This is a genomic window from Curtobacterium sp. MCPF17_050, assembly GCF_003224435.2.
In the GTDB taxonomy this organism is placed as follows: Bacteria; Actinomycetota; Actinomycetes; order Actinomycetales; family Microbacteriaceae; genus Curtobacterium.
In genome coordinates this window covers 91,748-103,778 of record NZ_CP126250.1, presented here as the reverse complement: position 1 = coordinate 103,778, position 12,031 = coordinate 91,748, and the positions used below count along the sequence as shown (strand labels likewise).

11 protein-coding genes are annotated in these 12,031 nt (G+C 68.0%); 3 read left to right on the top strand and 8 right to left on the bottom strand.

From position 1 onward, the window contains the following. Positions 1-169: 169 nt before the first annotated feature. Genes DEJ34_RS00485 through DEJ34_RS00475 form a run of 3 tightly spaced genes read right to left on the bottom strand, consistent with a single transcriptional unit; the run spans position 170 to position 3,242 of the window. On the bottom strand, positions 170-1,009 hold the full coding sequence (locus DEJ34_RS00485; RefSeq protein WP_110889480.1) for a carbohydrate ABC transporter permease: 840 nt from the start codon (positions 1,007-1,009) through the stop codon (positions 170-172). Then, the gene (locus DEJ34_RS00480; protein WP_110900824.1) at positions 1,006-1,890 is read right to left on the bottom strand and encodes a carbohydrate ABC transporter permease; all 885 of its coding nucleotides are present in this window, start codon (positions 1,888-1,890) and stop codon (positions 1,006-1,008) included. The genes DEJ34_RS00485 and DEJ34_RS00480 overlap by 4 nt, the downstream gene beginning before the upstream one ends. A gap of 50 nt (positions 1,891-1,940) precedes the next feature. Then, positions 1,941-3,242, bottom strand: coding sequence for an ABC transporter substrate-binding protein (locus DEJ34_RS00475; protein ID WP_284180691.1), 1,302 nt, complete (start codon positions 3,240-3,242; stop codon positions 1,941-1,943). A gap of 150 nt (positions 3,243-3,392) precedes the next feature. Here DEJ34_RS00475 and DEJ34_RS00470 point away from each other — a divergent pair, with 150 nt between their 5' ends. Further along, a complete protein-coding gene (locus tag DEJ34_RS00470; RefSeq protein ID WP_110900823.1) occupies positions 3,393-4,622 on the top strand; it encodes a glycoside hydrolase family 32 protein in 1,230 nt (409 codons plus the stop codon). Between the two features lie 76 nt (positions 4,623-4,698). Further along, a complete protein-coding gene (locus tag DEJ34_RS00465) occupies positions 4,699-6,036 on the top strand; it encodes a NosD domain-containing protein (RefSeq protein WP_110900822.1) in 1,338 nt (445 codons plus the stop codon). 293 nt (positions 6,037-6,329) lie between these two features. Here DEJ34_RS00465 and DEJ34_RS00460 read toward each other — a convergent pair whose 3' ends face one another. Genes DEJ34_RS00460 through DEJ34_RS00450 form a run of 3 tightly spaced genes read right to left on the bottom strand, consistent with a single transcriptional unit; the run spans position 6,330 to position 9,449 of the window. Beyond that, positions 6,330-7,094, bottom strand: a complete 765-nt coding sequence (locus DEJ34_RS00460) for a DeoR/GlpR family DNA-binding transcription regulator (protein WP_110889476.1) — start codon at positions 7,092-7,094, stop codon at positions 6,330-6,332. 34 nt (positions 7,095-7,128) lie between these two features. Next, positions 7,129-8,151, bottom strand: a complete 1,023-nt coding sequence (gene pdxA / locus DEJ34_RS00455) for a 4-hydroxythreonine-4-phosphate dehydrogenase PdxA (RefSeq protein ID WP_110910740.1) — start codon at positions 8,149-8,151, stop codon at positions 7,129-7,131. 2 nt (positions 8,152-8,153) lie between these two features. Next, positions 8,154-9,449: a four-carbon acid sugar kinase family protein gene (locus tag DEJ34_RS00450; protein WP_110910741.1), complete on the bottom strand. Its 1,296-nt coding sequence runs from the start codon at positions 9,447-9,449 to the stop codon at positions 8,154-8,156. Positions 9,450-9,606: 157 nt separating this feature from the next. On the opposite strand from DEJ34_RS00450, the gene DEJ34_RS00445 reads away from it, so the two are divergent. Continuing rightward, a complete protein-coding gene (locus DEJ34_RS00445) occupies positions 9,607-10,578 on the top strand; it encodes an aldo/keto reductase (RefSeq protein ID WP_258368199.1) in 972 nt (323 codons plus the stop codon). Between the two features lie 144 nt (positions 10,579-10,722). Here DEJ34_RS00445 and dapA read toward each other — a convergent pair whose 3' ends face one another. After that, positions 10,723-11,619: a 4-hydroxy-tetrahydrodipicolinate synthase gene (dapA, locus tag DEJ34_RS00440; protein WP_110900820.1), complete on the bottom strand. Its 897-nt coding sequence runs from the start codon at positions 11,617-11,619 to the stop codon at positions 10,723-10,725. A gap of 47 nt (positions 11,620-11,666) precedes the next feature. Then, the gene (locus tag DEJ34_RS00435; protein ID WP_110889473.1) at positions 11,667-12,023 is read right to left on the bottom strand and encodes a 2-dehydro-3-deoxyphosphogluconate aldolase; all 357 of its coding nucleotides are present in this window, start codon (positions 12,021-12,023) and stop codon (positions 11,667-11,669) included. Between the last annotated feature and the right edge of the window lie 8 nt (positions 12,024-12,031).

Below are 12,031 nucleotides of genomic sequence, written 5' to 3'. Positions count from 1 at the left end.
TCCGTGGGAGGTCGGATCGCGTCCGGCCCTGCGTTGGTCGGCGGCATCCGTCTTGGCCGAGCACACCATCGCTGATGCTCGCGGCCGTGGGAAGGTCCCGCTCCCGGTGTGAAACGCGAGCATCATCACCCTAAGTCCACCGGAAGTGGGATCTCCGAGTGGGCGATGATCACCCCTTGACTGCGCCCAGTGTGAGACCAGCGACGATGTGCCGCTGCAGAACGAACGTCAGCAGGATGACGGGTACCGAGTACACGATGCCGAGGGCGGTCATCGTTCCCCAGTCGAGACCGAACTGCGTCTGGAAGTCGGCGATCATGAGTGGAGTCGTCTGCGCACGCACCGAGGTGAGCAGCAGGGCGAAGATGTAGTCGTTCCACGATGCCAGGAACGCGAAGATCGCGGTGACCGCGAGGCCGCCGGCGGTCACCGGCAGGATCACGCGGATCAACGCGCCGATCCTGGAAGCGCCGTCAACACGGGCAGCTTCCTCGAGTTCTTCTGGAACAGCCTGGAAGAAGCTCGACAGCAGCCAGATCGACAGTGGCAGTGAGATCGTGGTGTGGGCGATCGCGAGGGCGAATGACGTGTCCTGGATGCCCACGCTACGGAACATCGTGATCAAGGGGGCCCCGACGACGATCGCCGGAACCATGCGGGTCACGAGGGCGACGAGGATGAACACCTGCCCGAAGCGGGTCCGGTACCGGGTGACTGCGTACGCGGCTGGCACTGCCAGCACGAGGGACATGACGGTGCTGATCGCCGCGGTGACGATGCTGTTGATGAAGGACGCTGGAACTCCGCTGGTGCCGAGTGCCGAGCTGTAGTTCTCCAGCGTCCAGTTCCGCGGCCAGATGGTCGGCGGCACCGCGATCGTCTCGACCGGCACCTTCAGTGAGGTGAGCACCATGTAGAGGAAGGGGAACGCGTAGAGCACGACGAGCAGGATCAGGGCGATCCAGAGGATGGTCTTCGTGCCGATGCGCTGTGTTTCGAGGCCGTTCACTGGTCACTCCCGGGTCGCCAGATCTTGAAGATCGCGAAGATGGCCACGGCCAGCATCGCGATGAGGTAGATGGTGCCCATTGCGCTTGCCAGGCCGGGGTCGCCGTAGCGGATCTGGGTCTGGTACACCAGCAGTGACATCGTCTCGGTGGCGTTCTGTGGGCCACCGTTGGTCTGCAGCACGATCACGTCGAATGCGCGAGCGGCGTCCACACCACGGACGATGAGCGCGACGGCGATCACGGGACGCAGCAGCGGGATCACGATGCGGAACAGCAGTGTGGGGTATCGGGCTCCGTCGAGGCGGGCCGCCTCGAGGACGTCGCCGGGGATGTTCTGCAGACCGGCGAACAGCACGAGCGTGATGAACGACGTTGTCAGCCAGACGTCCGGGATGGAGACCGACACCAGAGCGATCTTCGGGTCACTCAGCCACTGGATCGCGTTGGGGGACGGCAGCAGGTGGGCGCTGTAGAGCAGCTGCCCGACGATGCCGAAGTTGTCGCTGAGCAGGAACTTCCAGAGCAGGCCCGCGACGATCGGCGCGATCATCAGGGGATAGAGGAAGATCGTGCGGAAGACGCGTGAGCGGTCACCGATCGTGGCGAAGAGCAGTGCGACGAGCAGGCCGATGGCGAACTCGAAGAACACCACGATCGCCGTGTACACCGCGGTGCGCCAGGCGGAGTTGCCGAAGTCCGGGTCGGTGAACGCGGTGATGTAGTTGCTGAAACCGACGAACCGGCGAGTGCCTGCGAGCTGGTTGATGTCGAAGAAACTGTTGGTCACGAACTGGATGAGCGGCCAGCCGATGAAGATGAGCAGGAACAGCGCCGCCGGCAGGATCATGAGCACGGCGAAGCGTCGGTCAGTTATGCGCACGAGCGACTTTCGGTTCGGGGGAGGTGGTGGCCCCGTAGGGCCACCACGCTCTACTTGAGGATGTCTTCGACCTTGGTCTTGGCCTGGTCGAGGAGCTGCTGGTTGTCCGCACCCGGTCGGACGGCTTGCTGCAGCATCGGCACGAGCGCGTTGTCGACGATCTGCTGCCACTTGGGGTTCGACGGACGCGGGATGGTGCCCTCCGCCTGCAGGGTCTCGACCATCGGCTTGAACGCTTCGTAGCCGGGCTTGTCCTGGTACTTCTCGAACGCGGACACCCGCGCGGCGAGCCCGAGGTCCGTGGTCGCGCTCAGGTCGTTGTGCTCGTACGCGAACTTGATGAACTCCTCGGCTGCGTCCTGGTTCGGCGATGCCTTCGGCACGCTGAGGTAGTAGGGGCCGGGGACGCCAGCAACACCGGCGGGGCCAGCGATCATCGGGGCGACGCCGACCTTGCCGGAGACCTTCGAGTCCTCGGGGATCTGCCGGTAGGCGTGGCCCCAGAACAGCATGAGCGCGGTCTTGCCCTGGTAGAAGAGGTTCTGCGCTGCCGCCCAGTCGGTCTGCGCCGCACCGGGTGCCGACGACTTCAGCATGCTCGTGTAGAAGTCCAACGCCTTCAAGCTGGCAGCGTCACCGAGGGTGACGTTCCCCTTGTCGTCGACGACCATGTCCTTCTCGCCGGCCTGCGAGAGGGCAGCGAGGTATTCGGTCTCGACAGCGCCCTTCGTGGCAGTGCCGTACATGCCGTCCTTCGTGAAGAACTCGGCCTCGTCCTGGTACTGCTCCCATGTCGTTGGGGGCTTGAGGTCGTAGCCGTACTTCTCCTTGAACGCAGTCTTGTTCGCCGGGTCGTCGAGGAGGTCCTTGCGGTAGTAGAGGATCTCCGTGTTGGTCCACGCGGGCATACCGACGTAGTCGCCGCCGATCTTGCCCTCCTGCAACTCCGCCGGGAAGAGGTCCTTCTCCACGTCCTCGGTGAAGAGCGAGTTCAGCGGCGTCAGCCCTTCCTTGAAGGTGGGCAGCCAGATCGCATCGAGCGCGGCGACGTCGAAGGACACCGACCCGGAGTTGAGCTCGCTGTTGACGCGGTTGTAGAGGCCGTCGTAGGGCAGCTCGACGAACTGGACCTTCGTCCCGGTCTCCTTCTTGTAGCGATCGGCGATCGGCTGGAGCTCGCCGTGCCCCCCGGCTTCGACGAGGACGGTCAAGCTCTTCGCCGACCCGCCACCGTCGCCGCCACCAGCACCGCACGCGCTGAGGAACAGCGCCGATGCCACGGCCACGGCAGTACCGGCGAGGATGCGACCTCTGTTGCCGGCACGCGTGCCGGACTTCCTACGAAGCATCATTACTTCGTCTCCTTCGTCTGCAGCAGCAGCGCTGCGATCGGGTACGGTGTCAATGACAAAGCGTTTTGCCAAAACGACTTGGCCCAAGATATACATCTACGCAGAGGCCGTCAAGCGAACGGCCCATCGCTCCGAGGGGACCCCTTGCGCATGATCGACGACGATCGCCCCAGCATCCACCTGACCGCTCGATCCGGCTGGATCAACGACCCCCTGTCGTTGACCTGGCACGACGGCAGGTACCACGTCTTCTTCCAGTACGTGCCGGAACAGACCAGCTGGGCCCCGTCCTGCCACTGGGGGCACGCGACGTCCACCGACCTGCGGACGTGGACGGAACAGCCGGTGGCGTTGGTGCCCGGCGAGGGCGACGACGGGATCTGGTCAGGCTCCCTCGCCATCGACGGCGATCGTGCGACGATCTTCTACACGTCGATCCAGACGCCGGACTTCAGCATCGGCCATATCCGTACCGCTACGCCCACCGCTTCGGACTGGACAACGTGGACCAAGGGGGACGTCGTCGCCGTTCCCCCCGAGGACATCGATGTGCAGGTCTACCGCGACCCGTTCGTCTTCCGTGATCGTGACCGATGGCGGATGCTCGTCGGAGCGAACATCGACGGCACCACCGCCGCTGCACTGTCGTACTCTTCGCCGGATCTCCAGAGTTGGCAGTACGACGGCGTCGCCGCGCAGCGGAACACCTCGCTGACCGAACCGGTCTGGACCGGCAAGCTCTGGGAGTGCCCACAGGTCTTCACCATCGATGGTGTCGACGTGCTCATCACCTCCGTCTGGAACGACGACGAGCTCCACTACGTCGCCTACGGACTCGGGGAGTGGCGGGACGGCGTCTTCGGGGTCGAGCGATGGGGTCGGCTGACGTGGGGGAACAGCTACTACGCACCTTCTTTCTACCGCGACTCCGACGGTCGGCCCGGGCTGGTCTTCTGGCTCCGCGAGATCCGCGATCACGCCGGGGACACCTGGACCGGTGCCATGAGCGTGCCCCACGTGCTCACGCTGGACGGCGATGAGCTCGTCGCGCGGCCGCACCCTGACGTCGTCAGCGGCGATGGCGTCAACACGCACACCGCGTTCGATCGGATCGACCTCACGAGCGATGGCCGCGCTGACATCATCAACTGGGACCCCGATCTCGGACAGCTGGTCGTCACCAGAGATGAGGAACCGATCCTCACCATCAACCGCACCGGGGACGACCTGCACATCGCGGCAGCGACCGGTGCAGGTGGAACGGTGCCGGCAGGTGATGGGGTCGTGGAGATCCTCCTCGACGGACCGGTCCTCGAGCTCAGCACCAGAGCCGGACTGTTCGCCGCACCCTTGCGTGCCCCGGTCGCTGTCACGCGGTAGCGGCCCTCGAACTGATCCTGCTGTTCCGCTGCGCGCAGTGGCCACAGCAACGACGAGACGAAAGGATCCAACAACCATGCCGAACAGCAACGACTACGACGTGACCACCTGGCCGGTCGGCGATCCGGCCGAGGACATCGGCGAGGTGCTCAACAGCATCATCGCCGACGTCAAGAGCCGACAGAGTGGCACCGACGGCGACGGCGGCAAGCCTGGCGCTGTCGTCTACCTCCCGCCGGGGGACTACCGCCTCCGCACACAGGTCCTCATCGACATCAGCTTCTTGAAGATCCGCGGCGCCGGGCACGGATTCACCTCCTCCAGCATCCGGTTCAACGTCCCCGAGGAAGAGTGGCCAGACCTGCACGAGCTCTGGCCCGGCGGAAGCCGCATCCTCGTCGACATGCCGCTCCCGGAGGATGCGGACGAGCGGGCCGGCGCCGCGTTCCTCGTGGAGCGCGAGGGCAGTCCTCGGATCAGCTCCGTCGAGTTCGAGGACTTCTGCATCGACGGCATGCACTTCATCGCAGACGGCTCCGACCTGCTCCCGGAGAACACCTACGTCAACGGCAAGACCGGGGTCCACGTCGCCAGCGCCAACGACTCCTTCCGCTTCAACGGGATGGGACTGGTCTACCTCGAACACGGCCTCACGATCCACAACGCCGACGCCCTCTCCATCCACGACAACTTCATCGCCGAGTGCGGCAACTGCATCGAGCTCCGCGGATGGGGACAAGCATCGAAGGTCACCGACAACCTCATCGGTGCCGGCTTCAAAGGCCACTCCATCTACGCCGAACACCACGGCGGGCTCCTGATCACGGCCAACAACGTGTTCCCCCGCGGGGCGAGCAGCGTCCGCCTCAGCAGCGTCACTCGGTCGAGCATCACCAACAACCGGCTGCATTCGTTCTACCCGGGGATGGTCGTCCTCGCCGAGAACAGCTCTGAGAACCTCATCGCCGCGAACCACCTCCTCCGCGACCATGAGCCGTGGACGCCGTTCCTCGACATCGACAACGGCCTCGACGACCAGTACGGCCTGCTCCGCGTCGATGGCAGCGACAACACCATCGTCAGCAACCACTTCTCGGAAGTCGTCGACTCGCAGCGCGTGACGCCCCCCGGCGAAGCGCCCGTCATCATCCGGCTCGTACGTGGCTCCGGCAACTCCGTCGCGACGAATCACGTCGTGGCCAAGGACGCTCACTCGCGCTCGAATGCGTCCGCGTTCTCCGGTCAGGTAGACGCGCTCCTGGCCACCGGAATCAGCCAACTCGCGGTGCTCGCAGTGATGATCGACCCCACCGCAGTGCACAATGTGGTCCTCGACTCTGGACGGGAGTCAGAGGTCCACATCGATGCAACAGCCAACGTGCTCCGGCCGACGCCCGATCTCGCCGGGCGGTGAACGACGGCGGGAGGGCAGTCGTCGTGGCGTACCGGAGGCCGACGTCGACTGTCTCGCGTGCGCTCTCACCCGGTGGCTCCGCGTCGTCGGCGACACCTCCCTCGGGCTCCGCGGTGAGGATCGGGCACTTCTCGACGGACCACGGCAGACCTGTGCGTCCACGACTGCACGCTGACGCCGCTCGTCGCGCTGGTCGTCGGGGAACGCGGGCGTCGTGTCCGAGATGACTTCCATCATCGGCGCGCGTCGCGACCCTGCGAGCTCCCGCAGTCGTTGACTCCGTGTGGCGGAGGTCAGGCCGTGCCCACGGTGACGCCCGCTGCTCCGAAGCGCTCGATGAGGTCCGGTGCGATGCCGTCGTCGGTGATCAGCGTCCATCCGTTCCCGAGTCGGGTCCATGCGTGGAATTCCGACTGCGCGAGCTTCGACGAGTCAGCGAGGACGTACACGGCTGCCGCACGACGAGCGATGAGTTCCTTCAGCCGGATCTGACCGAGGTCCGCTTCGCAGATCCCGCGCTCCGGCGACACCGCATCTGCACCGAGGTACGCGGCATCGAAGGTCAGGTACTCGAGCGCAGCCTCGGTCAGGGGACCGACGAACCCGTTGCTCAGCGACCGGTACTCGCCCCCGAGCATGACGAGTCGGACGTCGTCGCGGTCGGCCATGTCGGTGATGACCCCGACGCTGGTGGTGGTGACGGTGAGGTCGGCGTCGATCGGCAGTGCATGAGCGAACGCCGCGACGGTCGAGCCGTTGTCGAGGAACAGTGACGCCCCGGGTGCCACGGTCGCAGCGGCCCGGCGGGCGATGTCGCGCTTCGCGTCGAAGTGCTCGCCGAGCCGCTGGCGCAACGATGCCTCGGGGTGCGCGGCCACCGCCATCGCCCCCCCGAACGTCCGGGTCAACTTCCGCTGCTCCTGCAGGGCAGCGAGGTCGCGCCGGATGGTGGACGCCGTCACCCCGAACCGCTCGGAGAGTTCATCGACGCTCGCGAGTCCGACCGTCGTTGCGAGCGTGACGATGGCATCGCGCCGCGCTCTGGCCGAGATCGACACCGGGCACCTCCGGACGGCAGGGACTTGGGACGTGTCAGACGCCCTGGGCCGGGCTCGGCTCCCCCGCTGTCGGGGCGAGTTCGGCCGCCTGGCGGAGCGCTTCGATCATGCTAGCGACATCGGCCCTGCCGGTGCCCGCGATGTCGAACGCTGTCCCGTGGTCGACCGACGTGCGGATGACCGGCAGACCCACCGTGATGTTGACGCCGGCCTCGATCCCGAGCACCTTCACGGGGCCGTGACCCTGGTCGTGGTACATCGCGACGACGAGGTCGTAGTCCCCGCGACCGGCGAGGAAGAAGAGGGTGTCGGCGGGCAGCGGTCCGACGGCGTCGATCCCGTCGGCGCGTACGGCCTCGACGCCCGGAGCGATTTTCTCCGCTTCCTCGCCGTACCCGAACAGGCCGTTCTCACCGGCGTGCGGGTTGATCGCCGCGACGCCGATCTTCGGGTGCGGGTTGCCCGCGCGCACCAGGGCCTCGTTGCCCCGCCGGATGGTCCGCTCGACGAGTCCGGGCTCGATCCGCGCGACAGCGTCGATGAGACCGAGGTGGGTCGTCACGTGGACGACCTTCAGCTTGGCTGTCGAGAGCATCATCGACACCTCCTCGACGCCCATGAGCTCGGCGAGGAGTTCAGTGTGCCCCGGGAAGACATGGCCACCGGCGTGCAGGGCTTCCTTGTTCAGTGGAGCCGTGCAGATGGCTTGGACCTTCCCGGCCATCGCCGCCTCGCACGCGACCCGGATGTACTGGAAGGCCGCATCGCCGGCGACCGGCGAGAGCTGCCCCCACGGCAGGTCCTCCGGGAGGAGTCCGAGGTCCACCACGTCGATGACGCCGTCCTGGTACGCGGCGTCCGCGACGTCCTCGACAGCGTTGAACGTGACCTCGACGCCCCGGATCGCTGCGGCCTGGCGGAGGCGACCGAGGTCCCCGATGACGACGGGCCGGCACACGGCCAGGACGTCCGGTGACACGACGGCCTCGACGACGACCTCGGGGCCGACACCGGCCCCGTCGCCCATCGTGACGGCAATGATCGGAGTTGCGTTCATCTTCAGTGCTGCCTTTCGTTCGTGCGGCGTGCGGCCGCTTGCACACGGCCGCCGGCCGTGAAGGGGTCTTCTCGAGCGGCCTGGAGGAACGTGGCGGCGTCGAGCAGGTTGGTGACGGTCCCGAAGCTGCCGGGTCGCGTGACCACACGGCGGCCGTCGTCCGCGCGGGACACGATGCATCCGGGTTCGACGACACCTTCCGGCACGATGGCCGTGATCTCGAGGCGGGTGAGCACGGACCGGGCCGTCTCTCCGCCGGTCAGCACCAGGGCGGCGCGCCCGCTGATGGCCGCAGCCACGATGCCGAGGCCGTCAGCGAGCCGTCGGGCGAGGTGCGGGACCGGTTCGTGTCGGTCCTCGACGCAGATCGCGGCGCTCCCGCTGCGTAAGGCGGCCCGAACAGCGTGGAGTGCAGGGTGGTCGATGTCGTCGACCTCCCGGCGGTCGACGGCACGGAGCAGGACGTCACGGGGCACGGGCGTGACCGGGACGCCGTTCGCCGCGAGGACCTCGAGCTGCTCGGTGGCCTCCGTGCTGGCCGTGCCGACGACGAGCAGCACGGACTGACGCTCTCCCGGCGCCCCCGTCGGATCTCCGGATCCGGGTGCGGCCGCGGACGGGGCCCGCGCTCCACGGAGCCGACCGATGGCCGCAGCGATCCCGCCCGAACCGACGACCGTGCAGTCCGCACCGTCGAGCGCCACTGCGATCCGGTCGAGGTCCTCGTCGGAGTCGGCGTCGAGCACGGGGACCGCGTCGGCAGCATGTGCTCGGACGACCGCGTCGAGGACGGCATCGGAGCCGGCACGGACGACCGCGAGTGGGACGGACCGGGCGCGACGTCCGACCGCAGCCAGCGGACCGGGGACCACCCGGGCCTCCAGGCCGTGGAGTCCCGCGTCCGCCACGGGCCTGCCGTGGACGAGGAGCCGACCGTCGACGACCGTACGTCCGAGCGCCGGGAGCGCGGAGGCGAGCACGACGCGCGCGCCGGCGTCGGAGAGGCCGTCGACGACGTCGCCGACACCGCCGCGCAGCAGCGAGTCGGTCTTCACCAGCCGGACCGGTGCGCCGGCCGCACGCATGCGGAGCGTGGCCTGCGCGATCACCGCTCGTCGCGAGGACGGGTCGAGCGCTCGCGTGTCACAGTCCAGGACGACGTCGGACGAGGCGCGCGCGACGTGCTCGAGCGCGGCGGGGAGCGTGAGGGCGACGGTCGCCGAACCGCTGCCCAGGACGGCCGCGACCTCTGCGGCTCCGGACAGGTCGTCAGCGATCGCGGCGAGGCGGTTCGACATCGGACCCCTCCTCGGGCTCGGTAGGCGGATCGGCCATGCGGCATCATGCACGAAACACGCTATGTCAGTTGCGTGAAACACGCAAGCGTGATCTGCTCATGGTCTGCCCGCAGCTCGACGACGAGTCGCCCGACGGCGACCGAACGGAAGGAACCCCTTGCGCGACATCGACATCCGAGGCCGTCGGCTCGCCCCCGCCGTCCTCGGCACCATGACCTTCGGCGACAGCGTCGACGAGCCGACCGCGGCCGAGATGGTCGACCGGTTCCTCGAGGCCGGCGGGACCGGCATCGACACCGCGAACGGGTACGCCGGCGGCCGCAGCGAGGAGATCCTCGGCTCGGTGCTCGCCGGTCGGCGCGACGACGTCGTGCTCGCGACGAAGGTCGGCATCGCGAACCCGGACGCCCACGGTGCCGCTCCCCTGTCCGCCGCCGCGATCGACCGATGCGTGCACGCGAGCCTGCGTCGGCTCCGGACGGACCACGTCGACGTGCTCTACCTGCACCAGCCCGACCGTTCGACCCCGCACGAGGAGACGCTCAGCGCCGTCCGGACGCTCGTCGACTCCGGCGCGGTCCGCACGTGGGGCGTCTCGAACCACGCGGCCTGGCAGATCGCGGAACTGCGACACACGGCCTCGGGCCTCGGGCTGGCCGCACCCGTCCTCGGCCAGCAGGTCTACAGCGTCATCGCGACGCGGATCGACGACGAGTACGCCGAGTTCGCCCGGACCACCGGACTCGGGACGGTCGTCTACAACCCGCTCGGTGGCGGGCTCCTCACCGGGAAGCACCGCCCGGACGAGCAGCCAGCGGAGGGGCGTTTCGGCTCCTCGCCCCTCGCAGGCATGTACCGCACCCGGTACTGGAACGACGAGGTCTTCGGCGCCGTGGAGCAGCTCCGCGCGGTCGCCGAGGACGCGGGGATGCCGATGGCCGAGCTCGCGCTGCGGTGGACGATCGGCCGTCCCGTCGTCGACGCGGTCCTGATCGGTGGGTCGCGCGTCGCGAACATCGAGGCGAACCTCGCCGCGCTGGCCGCGGGTGCGCTGCCCGAGGACGTACAGCGGGCCGTCGACGACGTCGCCGCTGCACTGCGTGGTCCGATGCCGGCGTACAACCGCTGACGAGACCGTCGCGACGCAACCACACGACGGCCTGGGCGTGAGACCCATCAGCTGGCACCGGCGCCACGGCCGTGCCGGGAGGCCCGGTGCCGATGAACTCGCACCGGGCCTCCCGGCACGTGCCGTGGTCGCGTCCAGGACCGCTCAGCCCAAGCCCGCCGCCTGGTCCGCGCGGACCGTGTCCGCGATCTTCGCGAGGGCTGCATCGCTCAGCAGGTTGAACGGTGCCCGGCAGGGGCCGACGGCCTCGCCGGCTGCGTTGGTGGCCGCCTTGACGATCGTGTTCGGGTTGCCGAGCGCGAACAGGTTCCGCAGCGGGCGGATCGACGCCTGCGCCGCGCGGGCGCCGTCGAGGTCACCCGATGCCCACCGCTGGTGGATCTCGACCATCGTGCGGGGGTAGACGTTCGCGACGGCCGTGATGCCGCCCGCGCCGCCGGCCTGCAGCGTCGGCAGGACCAGCGAGTCGGTCCCGGCGAGCACCGCGAAGTGCTCGGGGTCGGTGAGCTCGATGAGCTGCAGGATCGCGTCGAAGTTGCCCGAGGAGTCCTTCACGCCGGCGATGTTGTCGATCTCCGCCAGCCGGGCGACGGTCGCGGGGCTGATGGTGTTCCCGGTGCGAGCGGGGATGTTGTAGATGAGCACCGGGATGTCGACGGCCTCGGCGACCACGGCGAAGTGCCGGTACAGCTCGTCCTGCGACGCAGCCGCGAAGTAGGGCGTGATGACGGACAGCACGTCGGCGCCCGCTGCCTGCATGCGCTTGGCGATCCGCACGGTCTCCCTCGTCCCGACGGCACCGGCGCCGCCGTAGACCGGCACGCGGCCCGCAGTGGCGTCGACGACCGCCTCGAGGACGGCGAGGCGCTCGTCCTCCGTCTGCTGGAAGAACTCGCCGTTCGTCCCGAGGCAGAAGACGCCGTCGGCACCGGCTCGGACGGCGCGGTCGGTGTGCGCACGCATCTGGTCGAGGTTGAGCGACTCGTCGTCGTGGAACGGGGTGACGAGGGCGTGGATGCTGCCGCGGATCGTGGTGGTCACTTCAGGTGCTCCTTGTGGGCGGGGTGGCCTGGGCGGCCGGTGGGAGGTCAGGGGCGGGGCTGCTGCATCACGTGGACGGCGAAGCCGCCGAACTCACCCGCGAGGTAGATGTTCTGCAGACGCCCGTCGTCGAAGTGGGCTGCCGTTTCCTGGTCGAACCCGAAGCCCTTCGCGGTGAGCTCCTCGACCGCTGCCTCGAGGTCACCGGTCGACATCCCGATGTGACCGTGCGTCCCGAGGTACTGCGAACGTACGCACTCGAAGAAGGTGCCGGCGAACGCGGACTTCTTCCCCTGGCGGGGATCGAGGTTGAACATGAGGCAGAAGAGGTCACACAGTTCCTGCGCGGCTGCTGCGTCAGAGTTGTTGATGCCCACGTGCGCGAGCTCGAAGGTGTTCTCCATGTCGGGTT

Coding starts and splice junctions, on each gene's coding strand:
- DEJ34_RS00475 (WP_284180691.1), bottom strand. CDS start 3,242: ATGATGCTTCGTAGGAAGTCCGGCACGCGTGCCGGCAACAGAGGTCGC.
- DEJ34_RS00470 (WP_110900823.1), top strand. CDS start 3,393: ATGATCGACGACGATCGCCCCAGCATCCACCTGACCGCTCGATCCGGC.
- DEJ34_RS00465 (WP_110900822.1), top strand. CDS start 4,699: ATGCCGAACAGCAACGACTACGACGTGACCACCTGGCCGGTCGGCGAT.
- DEJ34_RS00435 (WP_110889473.1), bottom strand. CDS start 12,023: ATGGAGAACACCTTCGAGCTCGCGCACGTGGGCATCAACAACTCTGAC.
- DEJ34_RS00450 (WP_110910741.1), bottom strand. CDS start 9,449: ATGTCGAACCGCCTCGCCGCGATCGCTGACGACCTGTCCGGAGCCGCA.
- pdxA (WP_110910740.1), bottom strand. CDS start 8,151: ATGAACGCAACTCCGATCATTGCCGTCACGATGGGCGACGGGGCCGGT.